This is a genomic window from Levilactobacillus fuyuanensis (genome assembly GCF_003946395.1).
GTDB classification, from domain to species: domain Bacteria; phylum Bacillota; class Bacilli; order Lactobacillales; family Lactobacillaceae; genus Levilactobacillus; species Levilactobacillus fuyuanensis.
In genome coordinates this window covers 101,546-121,582 of the sequence record NZ_RHNZ01000001.1, presented here as the reverse complement: position 1 = coordinate 121,582, position 20,037 = coordinate 101,546, and the positions used below count along the sequence as shown (strand labels likewise).

Annotated in this window: 16 protein-coding genes; 15 read left to right on the top strand and 1 reads right to left on the bottom strand. The window is 49.9% G+C overall.

Translation table 11 applies throughout. The annotated features are described in order from the left end of the window. Nucleotides 1-23: 23 nt before the first annotated feature. From EKM73_RS00565 to EKM73_RS00545, 5 genes are all read left to right on the top strand, one after another. A complete protein-coding gene (locus EKM73_RS00565; RefSeq protein WP_125700069.1) occupies nt 24-683 on the top strand; it encodes a histidine phosphatase family protein in 660 nt (219 codons plus the stop codon). A 19-nt stretch (nt 684-702) separates the two neighbouring features. Beyond that, nucleotides 703-1,389, top strand: coding sequence for a tetratricopeptide repeat protein (locus tag EKM73_RS00560; RefSeq protein ID WP_125700068.1), 687 nt, complete (start codon nt 703-705; stop codon nt 1,387-1,389). 18 nt (nt 1,390-1,407) lie between these two features. Next, nucleotides 1,408-3,957: an SF1B family DNA helicase RecD2 gene (gene recD2, locus EKM73_RS00555; RefSeq protein ID WP_125700067.1), complete on the top strand. Its 2,550-nt coding sequence runs from the start codon at nt 1,408-1,410 to the stop codon at nt 3,955-3,957. Nucleotides 3,958-4,116: 159 nt separating this feature from the next. Further along, nucleotides 4,117-5,103, top strand: a complete 987-nt coding sequence (locus EKM73_RS00550) for a ribose-phosphate diphosphokinase (RefSeq protein ID WP_125700066.1) — start codon at nt 4,117-4,119, stop codon at nt 5,101-5,103. Nucleotides 5,104-5,213: 110 nt separating this feature from the next. Further along, on the top strand, nt 5,214-6,857 hold the full coding sequence (locus EKM73_RS00545) for a peptide ABC transporter substrate-binding protein (RefSeq protein ID WP_125700065.1): 1,644 nt from the start codon (nt 5,214-5,216) through the stop codon (nt 6,855-6,857). 196 nt (nt 6,858-7,053) lie between these two features. Here the strand turns inward: EKM73_RS00545 and EKM73_RS00540 are convergent, their stop codons facing one another. Further along, nucleotides 7,054-7,644 (bottom strand): NAD(P)H-dependent oxidoreductase, encoded by a 591-nt coding sequence (locus EKM73_RS00540; protein ID WP_125700064.1) that lies wholly within the window; start codon nt 7,642-7,644, stop codon nt 7,054-7,056. Nucleotides 7,645-7,743: 99 nt separating this feature from the next. On the opposite strand from EKM73_RS00540, the gene EKM73_RS00535 reads away from it, so the two are divergent. The 10 genes from EKM73_RS00535 to EKM73_RS00490 all read left to right on the top strand — a co-directional run bounded on the left by EKM73_RS00535 (nt 7,744) and on the right by EKM73_RS00490 (nt 19,941). Further along, on the top strand, nt 7,744-8,313 hold the full coding sequence (locus EKM73_RS00535) for a Crp/Fnr family transcriptional regulator (RefSeq protein ID WP_125700063.1): 570 nt from the start codon (nt 7,744-7,746) through the stop codon (nt 8,311-8,313). A gap of 141 nt (nt 8,314-8,454) precedes the next feature. Continuing rightward, nucleotides 8,455-8,673 (top strand): damage-inducible protein J, encoded by a 219-nt coding sequence (locus tag EKM73_RS00530; RefSeq protein ID WP_225421232.1) that lies wholly within the window; start codon nt 8,455-8,457, stop codon nt 8,671-8,673. Nucleotides 8,674-9,005: 332 nt separating this feature from the next. Next, a complete protein-coding gene (murQ, locus tag EKM73_RS00525; protein ID WP_125700062.1) occupies nt 9,006-9,920 on the top strand; it encodes an N-acetylmuramic acid 6-phosphate etherase in 915 nt (304 codons plus the stop codon). Nucleotides 9,921-9,991: 71 nt separating this feature from the next. Continuing rightward, entirely contained in the window at nt 9,992-10,981 is a 990-nt protein-coding gene (locus tag EKM73_RS00520) for an aldo/keto reductase (protein WP_125700061.1), read from the top strand. 320 nt (nt 10,982-11,301) lie between these two features. Then, entirely contained in the window at nt 11,302-12,312 is a 1,011-nt protein-coding gene (gene rbsR, locus EKM73_RS00515; protein WP_125700060.1) for a ribose utilization transcriptional repressor RbsR, read from the top strand. 163 nt (nt 12,313-12,475) lie between these two features. Next, entirely contained in the window at nt 12,476-13,396 is a 921-nt protein-coding gene (rbsK, locus tag EKM73_RS00510) for a ribokinase (protein WP_125700059.1), read from the top strand. 314 nt (nt 13,397-13,710) lie between these two features. Continuing rightward, nucleotides 13,711-15,732, top strand: a complete 2,022-nt coding sequence (tkt, locus tag EKM73_RS00505; RefSeq protein WP_125700058.1) for a transketolase — start codon at nt 13,711-13,713, stop codon at nt 15,730-15,732. 195 nt (nt 15,733-15,927) lie between these two features. Beyond that, nucleotides 15,928-16,821 (top strand): C40 family peptidase, encoded by an 894-nt coding sequence (locus EKM73_RS00500; protein ID WP_125700057.1) that lies wholly within the window; start codon nt 15,928-15,930, stop codon nt 16,819-16,821. 114 nt (nt 16,822-16,935) lie between these two features. Then, nucleotides 16,936-17,955: a DUF1002 domain-containing protein gene (locus tag EKM73_RS00495; RefSeq protein ID WP_125700056.1), complete on the top strand. Its 1,020-nt coding sequence runs from the start codon at nt 16,936-16,938 to the stop codon at nt 17,953-17,955. A 486-nt stretch (nt 17,956-18,441) separates the two neighbouring features. Further along, nucleotides 18,442-19,941 carry a LysM peptidoglycan-binding domain-containing C40 family peptidase gene (locus EKM73_RS00490; RefSeq protein ID WP_225421231.1) on the top strand — a complete coding sequence of 500 codons (1,500 nt, stop codon included), beginning with the start codon at nt 18,442-18,444 and terminating at the stop codon, nt 19,939-19,941. The last annotated feature ends 96 nt before the right edge of the window (nt 19,942-20,037 follow it).

Here is a 20,037-nt window from a genome sequence, read left to right as displayed (position 1 = left end):
AGATGAGAGGAAGGGACGACACTTTGAAATTATACTTTGTCCGTCATGGTAAGACGCAGTGGAATTTAGAGGGCCGGTTTCAGGGCGCTGGTGGCGATTCTGAGCTACTGACCGAGAGCTACCAACAAATGGTCCAGGTGGGTCGCTTCTTGCGTCATACGAGCTTTCAGCATGCTTATTCGAGTCCTATTCGCCGTGCGCGGGTGACCGCCCAACACGTCGTGAAGGAACTTCACCAACACGTACCATTGACGCTGATGAGTCGACTCGAGGAGTTTCACCTGGGACAACTCGAAGGCATGGCTTTTGATGATGTTAAGGCGCAGTTCCCAGCCGAGTTGGACGCCTTCCGCAACCATCCCGACCAGTACGATACCAGTCGGATCGGCGGGGAAACCTTCCAAGAAGTCATTGACCGGATGACGCCTGGGATTCAGGCAATCGTTGCGGCCAACCCACAACCGAAGGCCAACGTCCTGATTGTGAGCCATGGGGCCGCCCTCAACGCGGAGATCAATGCGTTGTTGGGGACGCCACTACCGGATTTGCGGAAGCGTGGTGGCATTCGAAATACCAGTGTCACGGTGCTTGAGACCACGGATGGTGGCCAAAGCTTTAACTTGTTGGACTGGAATGATACGAGCTTCTTGACGGCGGCAGCATCGCCGACCGATACGATTTAGATATTAGGTGATTAATAAAATGACGGAAAAACAAACGGGTCAGGGGCGCGACCAGGATAAAGAGCGCTCAGAACAGATGGTTCACGAATTGGTTCAACGCATCGATAGTCATCCGGGGGATGCGGATGCGTACTACGAGTTAGCAACGGTTCTGGTCGATCTCAATTCTTTCGCTCAGGCAGAAGAACTCTTGATGAAGGCCTTAGGCTTATTCGCGGCACAACCAGCTGCCGTGGAAAAACTGCACTATGGCTTAGGGAACGTCTACTATGCCGCACAGGATTACACGAAAGCCATTGCTGAATTTGATCAGCTTGGCGCCCAGTTGAAGGGGGCCGGCTACCTGATGATGGCCCAGAGTTACATGGCGAGCGGCGATCATAAGCGGGCACTGGTCTTTGGCTTGACCGCTTTAGGCAGTCAGCCCAAGGACATTGCCACGTTACAGGTGGTCGCTGAAAACTTGCTAGCACTGGGGAACATGGATCAAGCCGCCCAATACTACGATCAAGTCTTAGCATTGGACGACCAAAACGGCCGGGCTAATTTTGATCGCGGGTTAGTCGCTATGGTTCAGGGTGAAGATTATGGCCCATATTTCAAGGCGGCTAAGGCGTTAGATCCCCAATACTTTGAAAAGGGTCAAAAGAAGTTGGCCGATATCGAACGGTTCATTCAAACCCAAAAGAACGAGACCAAAGAGTAGTTAGGAGGAGACGAGCAGATGGCATCCGAATCACTAGACTTATTCGCGGGCGACAGTGGCGATCAGGCCGATTACGTGGTCGGCACTGTCAGCGCGGTCTTCTTTGCCAGCCAGGATAGTTTCTATAAGGTCATGCTGATCAAGGTGTCCGAGACCAGTCTGGATTGGCACGAAGACGAGATTGTTGTGACGGGAAACTTCGCGGACGTGAAGGACGATGTGACCTACCGCTTTAGTGGCAAAAAGGTCGAACATCCCAAGTACGGCGTGCAGTTTCAGGCCGACAATTATCAAAATGAAACACCAACGTCCCGCAGCGGGGTCATCGCCTATCTGAGTGGTGACGACTTCCCTGGACTGGGGAAGAAGACGGCGGAAAAAATCGTCGACGGGCTAGGCACCAATGCCATTGAGCAGATTCTCGATGACAGTAGCGTTTTAACACCGTTGGGGCTGTCCCCCAAGGTCGTGGCGACACTGGTCAGTCAGTTGCAGACCAATAACGGGATGGAACAGATCATCATTGGTCTGAACGGCTACGGTTTTGGAAGTACGCTGGCAGCCGCTATCTACAACCGGTATGAGGCGAAGACGCTGGATGTGATTCATGACAATCCCTATCAGTTAGCCGAAGACATTACCGGGGTCAGCTTTAAACGAGCCGATCAGATTGCGACGCAGTTAGGCTACGAAGCCGACCGTCCGGAACGGTTGCGCGCGGGTCTTTTGCAGACGCTGACGGATCTGTCCGTCGCCAATGGGGACACGTACACTACGGCCAAACCGTTGCTGGCGAACACGCTGAGTCTCTTAGAGAATTCACGTAACGTTCGTTTGAATCCACAGGATATTGCCAATCAACTCCTTGAGTTGGCGAAGCAAGAGAAGGTCGTCGGTGATGAGCAGCGAATCTATTTGAAATCACTCTATGATGCCGAATGGCAAATTGCCGAACATTTTCAACGGCTGTTACAGGGCGGCGATGACGATGACCGCTTCAACGATGAGGCCATTGCCAAGCAAGTCCGCATCGTCGAGAAGCAAGCAGACATCGTGTACGACGACTCACAAACGGCCGCGTTGACCGCCGCCGTGAAGGCAAAGGTCATGTTGCTGACTGGGGGACCCGGAACCGGGAAGACCACGATTATTCGTGGCCTAGTTAACCTGTACGCCCGGTTGCACGAGGTGTCACTCGACATCAACGAATACAAGGAACAACCTTTCCCAATCTTACTGGCTGCACCGACCGGCCGGGCCGCTAAGCGGATGAGTGAGTCGACCGGATTACCGGCCAGCACCATTCACCGGTTGTTGGGACTAACAGGGCGAGAGGATGACCTCGACGCTGCGGCCACTAAGGATTTAGAAGGTGGCTTGCTGATTATTGATGAAACGTCGATGGTCGATGTCTATCTGATGAAGACGTTACTACGGGCGGTTCCCGTGGGGATGCAAGTCATTCTTGTCGGGGATAAGGATCAGCTGCCATCCGTTGGGCCCGGTCAGGTCTTTCACGACTTGTTGGCCAGTGACCAACTGCAGAAGATCCAACTGGACACGATTTATCGACAGGGCGACGGTTCCTCGATTATTCCACTGGCTCACGCGATTAAGAATGGGGAGTTGCCGGCTGACTTTACGAAGAATCAACCGGACCGATCATTCATTCCGTGTCACGCCAATCAGGTCGAGAGCGTGATTGATCAAATCGTTGACAAGGCGCATGCCAAGGACTTTACGGCGAGTGACATTCAAGTCCTGGCACCGATGTATCGGGGTTCTGCTGGAATCGACCGGTTGAACGTGGGCCTGCAAGATATTCTGAATCCTCGAAAGTCCGAACGCACCAAGGAAGTGGAATTCCGTAATCAGAAATTCCGCATCGGCGATAAGGTCCTCCATCTGGTGAACAGTCCCGAAAACAACGTCTTTAACGGCGATATTGGAACGATTACCGGGATCGACCTGAGTGCCAAGAATAAGGAAATCAAAGCCGATCAACTGACGATTGCGTTTGAACAGACTGAGGTCACGTATTCACGAAACGACTGGAACCGTCTGACGCTGGCCTACTGCATGTCGATTCACAAGTCGCAGGGGTCCGAGTTCAAGATGGTTATCCTGCCGATGGTGGGTCAGTATAACCGGATGCTCCAACGGAATCTGCTATACACAGCGGTGACCAGAGCGGCAGACATGCTGATCCTGTTGGGGGAACCCAATGCCTTTGCCACCTGTGTCAATAATCTGTCGGTTAACCGCCACACGACGTTGACCACACGGATTCAGCACGTGCTGGATCCGGATGGGACGACGTCATCGGTGCCAGCAGATGACGCAACCGAGGAATCAGGCGAGGATGCACCAACGGCAGAAATGCCGACCGGAAATGAGAAAACGGTGGCGCCGAGTGAAGAAGTACCGGAAACGCCTTCAACTGAGGCACCAGCATCGGCTGAACCGGCCGATTACCGCTTAACGCCGGAGTTGGTACGCAGTCGTCAGATTGATCCGATGATTGGGATGCAGGGAATCACACCGGCACAATTTATGGCAAAAGCCTAAAAGTGCGGCGCGAATCGTTGCGTTTCCGGGAAAAGATTGCGATAATGTAAACAGTAAATTAGGTGTTGTGCGCATTAGTTTTATAGAGAGTGTTTTGCTCGGTGTGCAACGCAAACTTAAAATATAAACGAATTTGGGGAAACCCACTGGGAGGCTGTTATGGCAGAACATGTCGAAGCTGGCAGAATGAAAGTTTTTGCACTGAATTCAAACCGGCCACTCGCGGAAAAAATTGCGAAGGCTGCTGGCGTTGAGCTAGGTAAGTCAACAATCAAGCACTTTAGTGATGGCGAAATTCAAATTAGTATCGATGAAAGTATTCGTGGGGACGAACTGTTTATCATTCAGTCAGTCTCAGATCCAGTTAACACAAACTTGATGGAACTGTTGATCATGGTGGATGCCGCACGGCGGGCCAGCGCTGAAAAGATCAACGTGGTCATTCCATACTATGGTTACTCACGAGCTGATCGTAAGGCGCGTTCACGGGAACCCATCACTGCAAAGTTAATCGCGTCACTCCTTCAAATGGATGGTGTCAGTCGGGTGATTGCCCTGGACTTGCACGCGGCGCAATTACAAGGGTTCTTCGACATTCCGGTGGATCATTTGCAAAGTGACCGGCTGTTGGCCAGCTACTTTGAAGACAATCCTGAAATGGCGGATGATAACTTCGTTGTGGTCGCTCCCGACCATGCCGGTGTGAGCCGGGCACGGCGGTTAGCCGAATTGCTGGGTGCCCCAATCGCCATTATCGATAATCGGGACGATACGGAGAATTCCGCACATCCTGATGCCGTTATTGGGGATGTGAAGGGTAAGCGCGCTATCCTGGTTGACGATATCATTGATACCGCCTTACGGATTACCGTTTCTGCCCGCGCCTTGAAGGCTGCCGGTGCTGCAGACGTTTACGCCTGTGCCACCCATGCAGTCCTGTCTGGCCAAGCAACGGAACGAATCAACGAATCACCACTCGAAAAAGTGGTCTTCACCGATTCGATTCAGTTGCCAGACGAAAAGAATAGTGATAAATTTGTCGTATTGTCCGTTGGCGAGTTGTTCGGTAAAGCCATGGACCTCATTTACCACCAAGAACCCGTGGATTCCTTGTTCCACAAGGCTTTGAAGCAGCATAAACAATAAAAATGATGAGGGCCGTCACCCTGGTGATGGTTCTTATTTTATGCCACGACGAATCCGCAAAAGGGGTGAACGGGTGGTGCTACAAATATCTAGATTAAGGAGCGAGTAGTTTGAGAGGAAAACATTTTGGCATTTTACTGGGAATCACAGCTTTAGTCGTGGGCGGTCTCGCTGCTTGCGGGAAGACTACGACGTCTAGCAAAGCGGGGCTGGCAGCCGACCAAGAGGTCAAGCTGTCTACAAAGTCGGAAGTCACGACCTTGGACGTCTCCAAGGCGGCGGACTCTACGAGCTTGACCCAGTTGTATCATACGCAAGAGGGATTGTATCGTTTAGGTAAAAATGAAAAATTAGTCAATGCGATGGCAACGAAGACCACGGTCAGCAACAATGGGAAAACCTACGTCTTTAATCTCCGTCACGACAACAAATGGAACGACGGCAAGACGGTCACGGCCAAGGATTACGTTTATTCTTGGCAACGGACGGTCAACCCCAAGACGGCGGCCGAATATGCTTACCTGATGGCTGGTATTCAGAACTACAGTCAGGTTCAAAGCGGTAAGCTAGCACCGAGTCAATTGGGCGTCAAAGCACTGGGTAAATACAAGCTACAGGTAACGTTAAGTAAGCCAGTGGCCTATTTCAAGCTGTTATTGGCCTTCCCAACTTTCTTCCCACAGGAACAGAGTGTCGTGGATAAGTACGGTAAGGACTACGGTCATTCCAGCGACAAGACGGCGTACGATGGACCATTTGTCATGACGAAGTGGCAAGGGACTAACCAGAACTGGCAGTTGCTCAAGAACACCAAATTCTGGGACAAAAAGAAGATTACCTTGAAGAAGATGAACTTCCAAGTCGTTGCCGATCCATCGACTGGTCTCAACCTGTATCAACAAAAGAAGTTGGACGCTACGACCCTGGATGGGACGCAGGTGGCTAACCTGAAGAACAACAAGGACATGAAGACGTTTGTCGGGGGCTCGACCTACTACATGCAGATGAACCAAAAGCGCATCAAGGCTTTGCGGAATCTGAAGGTTCGTCAATCCCTGTCCATGGCCATCAACAAGCAACAACTTGCCAAGAGTGTGTTGCGTGATGGCTCCAAGGCACCGTTAGGATTCGTGTCACAGAACTTGACGCAGAACCCGAAGACCAAGGCGGACTTTGCCAAGGATGCCTACGTTAAGAGTGGGGTGACCTACGATTTGACGCAGGCCAAGCAGTTGATGAAGGCTGGGTTGAAGGCGAGTGGTACAAAAGAATTACACTTGACCTTGATGGCCGATGACACTAGTGTGACCAAGACGGTTGCTCAGTACATTCAAGCCGACTTGGAGAAGTTGCCTGGCGTGAAGGTCACGTTAAGCACACTGCCTTACAAGACGCGGTTGAGCCGTTCCAACAGTGGTAACTTTGACTTGGTTCTGTCCAACTGGGGGGCTGATTTCGCCGACCCAATTAACTTCTTGTCATTGATGAGTACGGGGAACACCAACAATAATGGTGGCTTCTCCGATGCCCAATACGACAGTTACGTGAAGAAATCCGAGAATCAGGATGCCAACAAGCCAACGGCCCGGTACAACGACTTGGTCAACGCTGAAAAGCGTCTGATGACCCAACAAGGTGTGATTCCGCTGTATCAACCCGCAACGGTTGAAATGTGGAATTCTAAGGTCAGTGGTTACGTTTGGAACCCAGCCGGCATGAGTCGTGGGTACCAATGGATGGCAGTTCAGAAATAAAATAAGTTGTATTAGATTGGATAGCAAAGGCCTGGGACAAAACCCCAGGCCCTTTTGTTACACAATTTTATATGGTCGAAACGTGCGCCAAAAGGCAGTCGGCTCCGCTTAAAACTGATAACCAAACAATCCAAAACCAGGATTATTCGGTTATCAGCCTTAATGCTCGCCGGCTAACCGCCTTTTGCCCCACTCTTTATAATTTAAAGTCTCGCAGAATGGCCTCACGTTGGGCCAAACTCTTCTTCTCGACCTGTGCGAAGTTGTGCCACTTAAAGTGCCATAACCGCGTTTTCAGGAAGGTTCCCCGGAAAAGCAGTTTGGCCAATGGGGCGCCAAACAACAGTCGGTAAGCCAGGTTAGGGGTACTCATCGTGGTGATGATGTCAATCTTCGGTTGCTTGGTCAGTTTGGTTTTCATGGAATCGGCTTGGTAGAGCTGTCCTTTAGCGTAGACCTTGTCCAGGAAGCCCTTGGTCATGGCCGGCATGACTTCCCACCAGACGGGAAACATAAAGATGATCCGGTCGGCGTCCAGCAAACGTTGCTGATAGTCGGCCACTTGGGGGTCGGTCGATTGCCCACGGCGCCAGTTGGATAAGTCAGCCGCGGACATGACTGGATTGAAACCATCCGCATGCAGATCAATCAGATCGACTTCGTTATTTTCGGCTTTCAGCCGGGTCATCACAGATTGTAGCAAGGCTGCGAGAAAGGAACGGTGATGCGGAACGTTGTGACCGGCAGTTGCCGTGTAGGGGTGATCAAAGATAATTACAGTTTTCATAAATAAAGACCTCGTTTTTAGTTAATAATGAGAGTATAAAGGGAAGTGAAGCTTGCGGCATTAACATATGTTAATTTGCGCCGCTAAGGAGGTCATTACATGCAAGTACCAGCTTATTTAGCACAAAAATTTCCGGAAATTGGGGAACACTGGCCAGAACTCCAGTCCTTATTTGTCCGTAAACACGTGGCGGCAGGGAACACGCTCCTCTTGGAGGGGGATGTGGCCACTGACCTTTTCATCGTGACCAGCGGGGCGTTGCGTCTGTGGCACAGCAGTGCGGGACGTGATATTACCCTGCAGTTCTTCTTTGAAAATCAGATTGTTTCTTCATTTGAAAGCTTTTATTTGGACCAACCCAGTGGATTTTCGATTGAAAGTTTCGAAGATACGGACGTCCTGATGCTCAGTAAACGTGATTTCACACGGATTCAGCAGCAGTATCCGTCAATTGAGCCGGCCATCACCCGGTTCATCTGTGAGCGGTTCATTGCTTACCGTAATATTTTTTTCAATCAGCTTCAGGATTCTCCGGTCGAACGTTATCGCCAGCTGGCTGACGATGATCCGGAGATCTTGGACCGGGTGCCCTTACGGCTCGTCGCATCGTATTTGGGAATTACACCGGTATCGTTGAGTCGGATTCGGACGCGATTGAAGTCAGAGTAGTAGTTGGCGGTTTTGATAGTCTCACGTGGTATAGTGAGGCCGGAAGGAAGCGATTATGATGTGCACAACACCCGTTACGATTGCATTGGATGAGCAATTGCAGCAAACCGTGACTGTTCAGTACAGGCTGTTGGATTGACTTTGGATGAGTATTTTGTTCTAGCAGTAAAACAACTTGTAATCCAGGACCGAATACCATTTGCCGTTTTAGTGCCTGATGAGGATGAACCTAATGTAGTGACTAGAAGGGCAATGGTAGCAGGGGAAGCCAAAGAGTTGGGCCTGATTCCGGACAATTCGCCGGTATTTACTGATGTTGCAGCCATGATGGCGTATTTGGATCAGAATGATGAGTTCTAAAATGGTCCCTATACTATTACTAATGTAAATTTACGGAATCTGGTCTCACTTTTTTTAAAATAATTTGGAAATTCGTTTTAAGTACGTCATGGTGCAGGTGCACAACTGTTTTAGCAAACGAAAGTCTGAAATTAGCAGGGAGAAAAGGCTCATTGATATTCAGCGCATCAGACTAAAAAGGTTCATTTTGTAAGCGCTGGAAGTTAGCGTGAATATTACTGGCCTGATATTCACAATTGAAATTATGTATGAAACATGTTATACCTAGAGTAGTAACTATGAAAGCGAATACATAATTTTGACAAGTCTAATGAAAGTTGGAGGTCAACACCATGCAATTTGATGACTTACTTACAGAACAGAGAAACCACCGCTCGACACACATCGACCGTGAATCAACGTTGGAAATGGTCGGCACGATTAATCGCGAGGACCACCGAGTTGCCCGGGCCGTGCAAAAGCAATTGCCAGAGATTGCTGCGGCGATTGATGCGGCGTATCCGAAGTTCGACCAGGGTGGGCGTCTGATCTACGTGGGCGCCGGGACTTCTGGCCGGTTGGGGGTCATTGATGCGACCGAACTCCAACCGACTTACGGCCTGACCGAACAACAGACGTTTGGTCTGATCGCAGGGGGCAATCAAGCGTTGACCCATACGCTGCCTTCCGTTGAAGATTCGCCAGAGCTCGCCCAAGATGATCTCGCCGCCGTCCAATTGACGGAGAATGATGTGGTTGTGGCCAGTGCTGCCTCCGGTCAGACGCCATACACCGTTGCGGCTTTGAAATTTGCTCAGGAGCACGGCGCTACCGGGATTGGTTTCTCATGTATTGAAGAGAGCCCGCTAGCTCAACTTGCCGACTATCCAATCACGCCGGTCGTGGGTCCTGAAGTGATCACGGGGGCCACGCTCTTGAAAGCCGGGACCGCCGAGAAAATGGTGCTCAATATGCTTTCTACTGGAATCATGGTAAAGTCAGGGAAGGTTTATCAGAACTTGATGATCAACGTGGTGCCAACCAACGGCAAGACCTTTGAACGGGCCAAGAAGATTATCGCGGAAGCAACTCAGACGTCGACTCTAGCGGCGGAACGGGCGCTCGACCGGGCCGGTAACAACGTCCCATTGGCCATTGTCTTGATTGAAACAAAGGGGACCATTGCCGAAGCCAAGAAGTTACTTGACGCCACTGGTGGCCACGTTTCACAAGCGGTCAAACTCAGCGATGACGTGCATCAGATTTAACGTAAAACTTGACTGGTCCACACCAATTCCTTTATACTCGTAGGTAGGCATAAAGGGAAGGAATGTGGCAAATGTATTTAGCAGATGAACATCGTTATGAAAAAATTCCAGTGCGGCGTGCCGGAAATACTGGCTTTCAATTACCAGCAATCTCTTTCGGAATGTGGCACAAGTACGGGGAAAGCGCCAATTACGGCGATACCCGTGACATTATCTTAAAGGCGTTTGACGCAGGGATCTTTAGCTTTGACTTGGCCGCCAATTACGGTCCGGGTTCCTACGAAGCAGAACGTCTTTTTGGTGAAGTTTTGGAACGCGAATTAAAACCTTACCGGGATGAATTGGTTATCAGTAGTAAGGCCGGTTTCCACATGTGGCCAGGACCTTACGGCCAAATGAGTTCTCGTAAAGCTTTGATGGCTTCGTTGGACCGTTCCCTGAAGTGCATGGGGTTGGACTACGTGGATATCTTCTATAGCCACCGTTACGACGCCGAAACGTCACCAGAAGAAACGGCCGTTGCCTTGGATGACATGGTTCGGCAGGGTAAGACGTTGTACGTTGGGATCTCTAACTACACGGCACCACAAGCCGAAGCGATGATCAAGATCTTTAAGGACCTGCACACGCCATTTGTCGTGGACCAAGTCTCTTACAACATGTTGAATCAAAGCGCCAATGATGATGGTCTCTTCGATATGCTCCAGAAGAACAACGCCGGGGCCATCGCCTATGGGCCACTGTGTGAAGGCCTGTTGACGGACAAGTACTTGGACGGTATTCCAGAAGACGTTGATATTCACTGGTCTAGCGAATACATTTTGGAACAAGGCCGCGACAAGATGCTTGGCAAGTTGCAAGCACTGAACAAGATTGCACACAGCCGGGGGCAAAAGTTGTCCCACATGGCCCTCGCTTGGTTGCTCCACAATCCGGTTATCACCAGTGTCATCACCGGTGCTTCCAAACCTGAACATTTATATGAAAATGTAAAAGCAGTTCAAAACTTAGAATTTGACGATGAAGAATTACAAGCTATCGACAAGATTTTAAAGGCTTAGGACTGATAAAAGACTGACGACGCAAGGATTAGCTTACGGCCCAGTCTTTTATTTTACACCGGCTAAGCGGTGGAAACTGAACTTCTGGAAAAAACGCGGGGCCTATAGTAAGTAGTCAGTTAGTTAAGTCACCGGGCAATTGTGTGAACAACTAGTGGAAGTTGGCTATAAATTTGATAATAACGAATGCTATTCTGTAAAATAAGAAAAATTGTTCAGCAAATGGGCTACGGGATAGGGTATAATCGTTATAGAACAAGTGCGGCGATTGCCGATACTTAGGACAATAGAGAATTAGACAGATTGGTGTGGAGGATGCTATGACACGGAAAGTAACGATTCGAGACCTGGCAGAGGCCGCCGGCGTTTCGGTGACCACGGTTTCGCAGATTTTAAATGGGAAGGGCGAGCGCTTTAGCATTGACACGCGAACGCGCGTACACCAGCTCCAAGAAGAGATGGGATACGTGCCAGACTTTAACGCACGTAATCTAATTATGCGTTCTGCGCAAACGATCGGGGTCATCGTGCCCAACCTAGGGAATCCCTTCTTCAGCATGTTCATTAAGGGGGTTCAGTCGACGAGTCGCGAGCGGCACTTTATTCCACTGATTTTTGGCGCAAACTACGATGAAGACCTGGAAGGCTACTATCTACAGGAGCTGATCAAGCGGGCCGTCGATGGCCTGATTATCGCCAGTTCTTCAATCACCGTTGATGCCATTGATAATATTTTGAAGAAAAATGGGATTCCCTATTTGTTGATCGACCAAAATGGGGGTCCAAGTCTCGATAGCGTGCGGATCAACGACCAGCGTGGCGGTCAAATTGCGGCCGAACATTTGCTGGCATTGGGACACAAGAAGATTGCTGTCGTGATGCCAGAAGATCCAACGGACAACTTGATTGTACGTCTGGATGGGTTTAAGCACACCCTGGCGGCAGCCGGTGTGGCGCTGGAAGTCGAGAATACAATCATTTCGCCAATGACCAAGCTCGGTGGTTACCAGGCGACCGCAGCTGTGGTCAAGCAGGCCCCAACCGCGGTATTCGCGGTCAACGATGAAATGGCTTTAGGATTGATTCGGGGACTCCACGAACAGGGAATCCGCGTGCCAGAAGACATCTCAGTCTTGGGTTACGATGACATCGACCTCGATGACTATGTGGTTCCTAAGCTGACAACGGTTCATCAACCCGTCGTGACAATGGGTGAACAAGCCACCACGTTACTGATTAACCGGATTCAGAAACGGCAATTGGACCCACAGACGGTGGAACTGCCCGTTGAGCTGAAAGAACGGGAGAGCACGGGGCCAGTCAGTAAATAACCCATCAAATATAAAAAAATAACTGAAAAAAATTTCAAGTTTTACTTGTAAGCCTTTTCGAATCATGATACGCTAGTAGTAATCTGAAGCGGGTTACCGGGTGTATCGGTAATACGTAAAACGTTTTACGAACGGAAAAATGGTTAAGGAGTGGAAGTTTATTATGGCAAACAAAGTTACTGTTTTGGGAAGTCTCAACGTGGATACAACCTTACGGGTTCCCCGTATGCCGTTACCAGGTGAAACCCTGTCAACTGAAAACAAGAGTAGTGCCGCTGGTGGGAAGGGTGCGAACCAAGCCGTTGCCGCAGCCCGTGCTGGTGCCGAAACACGGTTCATTGGTAAAGTCGGTAATGACGATGCCGGCCGCTTCATGGTAGAATCCTTGCAAGAAGACAAGATCGATACGAGTGCTATTGTAACCGACAAGACGGTTGGTACCGGTTCTGCTTTCATTCTTTTGGATGAAGAAGGCCAAAACAGTATCTTAGTTTACGGTGGTTCTAACCAACAGATTAAGGATGCCGAAGTCTTAGCTGTCGAAGACGACATTGCCAAGGCTGACTTCCTGATCGCCCAATTTGAAACGCCCCAAGCTGCAACCTTGGCTGCCTTCACGGTTGCTAAGCAACACGGTGTAACGACGATCTTGAACCCAGCGCCAGCCGCTAAGATTGATCCAGCTATCTTGAAGGTGACTGACCTGGTCGTACCTAACGAAACCGAAAGTGCCGTTTTGACTGGTATCGAAGTGACTGACCGGGCATCAATGGACGCCAACGCTGACAAGTTCCGCGCAATGGGTGCCAAGAACCTGATCATCACCGTTGGAAGCAAGGGTGCTTACTACGCAACTGAAAAGGAATCTGGCTTCGTGCCAGCGTTCAAGGTTAAGGCCGTTGATACGACTGCAGCCGGCGACACCTTCATTGGGGCATTGAGCTCACAACTGAAGAGTGATTTGAGCAACATTGAATCCGCATTAACCTTCGCTCAACGCGCTAGTTCATTGACGGTTCAAGGCTTGGGGGCAATGCCATCAATCCCAACCTACGATGAAATCATCGCTGCAAGCAAAAAGTAAGTTTTCTGAAAGACTTAACTAACTTAGCAATCTTTTTCGAAATTTTCGGAAAAGATTGTTTTTTTTTGCGTATTTTAGACAACCGGTTGCAACATCACGAAATCGGTATATTTGATAATACAGCTATCGGCTTATTATAAACGCCGGTAGAATAACTTTTAAAAGAGTGGTTGCATTATTCTAGTTGAATTGGTATAGTTAGAAAAGTCAAGGAGATGCCGTTGACGATATCGATTAAATCAACGAATGCATGCGCCAATCAAAAATGGTAGCCGTGAATGGTCCGGTTACATAAAAGTGAGGTTATCTATCAAATGTTGAATGAAAAAGCAGTAAAAAAAGCAGATTTTGATGAAATTGATACGCAAGCGGTGACGGCCGTTCGGATGCTCAGTATGGATATGATTTCGCGGGCCCGCTCCGGTCACCCTGGCTTACCTTTGGGGGTTTCGCCAATGGCTTACGTTTTATTCTCCCGGCACTTACGGATTGACCCATCCTTCCCGCAATGGTTCAACCGCGATCGGTTCGTCTTATCAGCCGGCCATGGTTCAGCAATGCTTTACAGTCTGTTGTACCTCAGTGGGTTTGCGCTGAGTAAGTCCGACCTGATGAATTTCCGGCAAGTGGGCAGTAAGACACCCGGGCATCCCGAACATGGGGTCACGCCAGGAGTTGATGCCACGACTGGTCCCTTGGGACAAGGAATTGGGATGGCCGTGGGGATGGCCATGGCCGAAATGCACTTGGGTGCCGAATACAACCGTGCCGAATATCACGTGGTCGATCACTATACTTACGCCATCTGTGGGGATGGAGATCTGATGGAAGGGGTCGCTGCTGAGTCAGCAAGCCTCGCCGGTCAGTTAAAATTAAATAAATTAATCGTCTTATACGATTCAAACGATGTGTCCTTGGATGGGCCGCTCTCCAACGCTTGCCACGATGACGTGGCTGGCCGGTTTGAAAGCTACGGTTGGAACTATCTGCGGGTTGCCGATGGCAATGACTTAGACGCTATCGATACTGCCATCAACACGGCTAAGGATAATCAGTCTGGGCCAACATTGATCGAAGTTAAAACAGTCATTGGGGCCGGCAGTCCTCACCAAGGGACAAATAAGGTTCATGGGGCACCACTCAATGCAGAAGATTTGGCTGCTACCCGGGAATTCTACAACTGGGATAACGATCCCTTCACGGTGCCAGCAACTGTTACTGAGCGGTTCCAAAGCACGGTGAAATCCCGGGGTTGGGCTAGTCATCAGGAATGGTCCAACTTGGTTACTCGCTACTCGGCGGTTGAACCGACGTTAGCTGCGCAATTTGCCCAAGGCATTAGTCAAAGCTTACCTGCCGACTACACGGCCAGCCTGCCAACGTATTACAAGAAGGATGCGCTGGCATCTCGGGCTAGTGGTCACGAGATTCTTCAACGGCTGAGCGCAGCTTGCCCGAACCTGTGGGGTGGGTCGGCCGACCTGTTCAGTTCGAACAAGACCAACGTTGTCGATGAGGATCGTTTTAGTCGAGACAATCCAACCGGCAAAAATCTTTGGTTTGGGGTTCGTGAATTTGCCGAAGCCGCTGCGATGAACGGGATTGCTTTGCACGGGGGAACACGCGTCTACGGGTCGACGTTCTTCGTCTTCTCCGACTACATGAAGCCAGCAATTCGGTTAGCAGCATTACAAAAGTTACCCGTTACCTACGTCTTCACCCACGACTCTTTAGCCGTTGGGGAAGATGGTCCAACCCACGAACCCGTTGAGCAGTTGGCAGCATTACGTTCCATTCCAGGCCTGACGGTTTACCGGCCAGCCGATGGGAACGAAACGGTGGCGGCTTGGGAGCAAGCCATCTCCGCAACGGATCATCCAACAGCTATCATCTTGACCCGTCAAGGTTTACCAACCTTGCCAAAGCCAGCTGCTAAGGTTCGCGCCGGTGTGAAGCGTGGGGGCTACGTCGTTGCCGACGCCCAACACGAGGCCGAAGGAATCTTGATGGCCTCGGGTTCCGAAGTCAAGTTGGCTGTGGATGCACAGCAACGGTTGGCTGAAATTGGCCACGATGTTCGCGTAGTTTCAATTCCTAGCTTTGAGAAATTCAGTACGCAATCCGCTGATTACCAAGAGAGCGTGCTTCCCAAGCATCTTCGCCGCAGAGTCGCGGTTGAAATGGCGAGTGGCGCTAGTTGGTACCGCTACGTTGGCCTGGATGGCATTGCTCTGACCCAGGAACACTTTGGGGCTAGTGGTAACGGCACGGCCGTCGTCGAAATGGCTGGTTTCACCGCAGAAAACGTCGTTCAAGCCTATCTAGATCTGTTGTAAAAGAAAAGTTTCTACTATAATAATACGTCCTCCAGTCACGCTAGGCCTCCGCAACTAGCGTGACTTTTTTTATGGGACGATATCAGTGCCACTTTAGCCACTGGTTATCGAAACAATCACGTAAGTTGCAGAACAATCTAGTAAGTTGACCGAATTATTGGTAAGATTGGGGTAAAGAAACTGGAGGCGGTTTTAATGGAGATTCGACGGATTAAGGTTCCCACGGCATTAGTGTGGTCCGCACCGACGGTAGCCACGGAGACTGATCAGACCTATTTACAAGACGGTGACTTGACGGCGTGGTTAGCAGCCTTGCAACCGGCCGATCGGCAACGTTTGGCAGATAAGAATGGTATCGTCACCGAAGCGTTGTTTAACGATCGAGTCGTTTTGGATCGGCAGGAGGGCGACTGGGCCCACGTCTTTGTGACGCGGCAAGCCAATCGTTTGGAACGGCGGGGCTATCCCGGCTGGATTCCAATGGCCCAACTGACGACTAGCGATGCCGAACTGGAGTACCCAACGACGACGGTTCGCTTGGTTCAGCCAACGACAACGTTATTGGATACGGATCAGCAGCCTGTCTTGACCTTGCCGATGGGGACAATCCTAACCACGACTAGCCAGGATGCCGAGTGGATTCAAGTGGTCACCCCACTAGGCACTGGTCAGATTCCAGCAGCGGCTGCGCAACTCGGCGTAACTGGTGTGGATGATGGGGATCGAATCCTCGCATTAGGCCGCCAGTTTATCGATACACCTTACCTGTGGGGGGGCTTAACCCCAGCCGGTTTTGACTGTTCGGGCTTCATTTACGCCCTGCACCGAGCACTGGGGATTCCCGTGCCACGTGATGCACAGGATCAGTTTGCCAACGGTTATCCCGTGGCACCTGAGGAATTAACGGCCGGTGATCTGGTCTTCTTCGCAACGGATCACGGCACAGGGACCATTCATCACGTGGGTCTGTACGCTGGTGCTGGGCAGATTCTGCATGCCCCTAAGCCCGGTGGACAGGTTGAAGAGATCAGCATGGCGAAATCCGCCTTTGCCCCTGAATACGCTGGTGCACGGCGGTTCTGGCAATAATCGTAAGTCTGAAGAATTCTCTAAGGTCGCTCTGAATCCGGCTTCCAGGTTGGGTCTCGTGCTATACTGAGTTCACCGGGGAAGTTAAATTCAAGTGAAAAGAGAGTGCAAACAATGAAATTAAAGCGAGTTATCTTGAGCTTGGCGGCAGTTGCTCTGGCAGTTGGTATTGGCGGGAGCATGGTTCATGCTAACGCGGATACCACGGACGCGACGAGTGACAGCAGTAGCTCCGCCACCAGCGGGAGTACCGTTCAGACCAAGGCCTTATCCAAAGCCTACGTGGTCTATGGTGCGGGGTTAGCCAGCGAGGATAAGGATGCCGTGGCTTCAGCCTTAGGCGTTAAATCCAACTACAGTGCCTTAACGGCGACTGGGAGCGATTACGCCCAGTATTTAAACTCAGCCGGGACGACCGATGCCAGCATGATCAGTTCCGTGGCATTAGCGCCTGCTGATCCGGGTACTGGTGTAAAGGTCAACATTGCCGAATATAATGGTAGTAATAATATTACTGAGGTTACCTCTCAACAGTATGCCATGGTTGCGACAATGGCCGGGGTCAAGGATGTCATCATTACCGTGACAGCCGACAAGTCCGTCTCGGGTGAGTCAGCGCTGACTGGGGTCTACAAGGCCTTGGCAGCGGATGGCTTAACGCTGAACTCGGAGAACACTCAAGCCGCTAACGGTGTTTTGGATGCGACCCAACCTGCAATTGATAATAACAGTAGTGATAAGAAGTATCCTGGTAAGCTGATGTCAGCGGTCGGTTCAGTTTCTTCCGACTTAGCTAAGCAACGGCAAAACGGGGATGACCTAGCAACCAAGGCCGACATTGAAGAAATGTTGGAAAAGGCCTTGGCTAAGCAGGGCATTGATGGCAAGACTAACCAAACGCAGATCACAAATATTGCGGTTGCCTTGAGCAAGGTTCAGCAAGCACCAGTCTCAACCAGTAAGACTTACGTGAACAACGTGACTAACGTTGCAAACAATTTAGCTAATAGTATTGGTGACAAAATGGCGAATGTGAAAGATTTTGCCAACAGCGCCGATGCCAAAAAGGCCGAAAACTTCTTCGTTCAAATCTGGCACCAGGTTGTCTCGTTCTTCCAAGGACTATTCAACTAAGGAACGTCAGAACGGCGGGATTACTAACTAACGGGAGAATTTCTCCCGTTTTTTTGTGTACAAAAACGAATTTCACAAAGTCGCAACAAAAATCGCCAGTTGTAACCTACAGAAAGCGTTGCCAGTGGCAATTTGTATTCTGCAAATAGTTTTATCCCCGAAACTGCTTGAGGTGTTCAAGGAAACTGTTGCAGGTAAATTTTGAAGATTAAAGAACAGAAGTTTGCTTAACGAAACCACTTAAAGCCTACTAATAAGCGCTTCCATGACATGAATATAATGATAAATTAAAAAACGGGAACAAATGTTTAAGCTTAAAAATCCGTTATGATTTCCTTAATATTTCACAAGGAACTGGCAAAACGTGTGGTAATATTAATTTGTGATTCGTATTTACTATGAACGACCGGAAGTTGCTTGCTGAGTAGCAGGACTTTCACGTTCACCTGCGTTGAAAAAAAGTCATAAAAGGACGTGTTGTTGAAAATGAGTACAGGACAACGAAAAACCACCAAAGCACTTGTCGGAGTCGTCAGCGCCATGGGTGCCTTAGCAGCCGGAGCCACGATCACCGCTAATGCAGATAGTATTCAAGTGAAGCAGGGCGACACCGTTTGGGAACTTTCACAAAAACTGGGCGTTTCGATTCAAGACCTAGAACAACAAAATTCGATTGATAGCAAGACTGACATGATCTTTGTCGGTCAGAAATTACAAGTCCGCTCCGCTAAGACCCAACAAAGCCACACCGTTAAATCCGGTGATACGCTGTGGGACTTAGCTCAGCAGTACCACGTTTCCGTAGCACAATTACAAAAGGCCAATCACATGGATGGTGATGTTCTAAGCGTGGGGCAGACCTTAACGATTCCTAAGGGCAGTGTCGCCGCTACCACGAGCACAACCAACTCGACCGCAACAAGTAGTGCAACTCGGCAGTCGACGCAAAAGGCCAATGCCGTTCAAGCTCAAATCGTGGCGCAACAGCAAGCCGCAGCAAGTAAGCAACAGCAGAAACAGAGTGCAGCGGTTGCTAGCTCAAGCACGACGACACCAAGTACCACGAAGCAATCCTCGTCAACTCCGGCTGCAAATAGTTCTTCACGAACTAGCAGTTCAGCTGTGAAGAATAATCACGTTAACACCAATGCGACGGAGACGTCACAAGTTGTAAGTAGCGCAAGCTCCAAGTCTAGTGTGTCAACTTCGAGCGCAAACAGCGCCGTAACGTCTAACAGTTCATCAACGACGGCAGCAAGCACGACCAGTTCTAGTCAACCAGTGCAGCGTCAGTCTCGAGCCACAGTTGTGTCAAGCCAGTCCGTATCATCTAACACGACGCAATCTAGCTCACAGGCCACGACACCAAGTACGACGAGCACTAGTAGCAGTACTGTAACCAGCAGTAGTAGTCAAGCGCAAACGCAGCCACAAACCGGCAGTCAAAACGCAACGGCCACGACTCGGACGAAACGGATCAAGACCACGACACAGTCTGCTGTTAAGAAGCAGGCTGCTAAGGCAGCTACAACAACCAACACCAACACGGCAACGAGTAGCAGTTCCTCAGCTACGGTGGCAACTAGCAGCAGTACTAAGAAGACCACGAACACGGCTGGCTTAACCAGTGGGTCCGTGACCGGTTTAGCCTTGAAGTTAGCCTCAGCCAACATTCCTTACGTTTGGGGTGGCTCTTCACTCAGTGGGATGGACTGTTCTGGTTTGGTTGCTTACGTTTACAAGAATGCAATGGGCGTCAGCTTACCACATAACACGGTATCGCAAGAAGCCTATGTTTCAACGCACTCCGTCGCTTCAGCCAAGCCTGGCGATATTCTCTTCTGGGGTACGAAGGGGTCCACTTACCATGATGCAATCTACTTAGGCAATAATCAATTCGTTGCGGCACCACAACCTGGTCAAAATGTTAAGGTCCAACAGATCAGTAGTTACTTCATGCCATCCTTTGCTGGGACATTGAAGTAATCGGTTGCAGGAAAAAAGTTTATGAAAATCGTTGAAAAATTTTAAGATAATCGTTAACAAATCCCTTAGCAAGTGGTATGATTCCTTTTAGTCGTT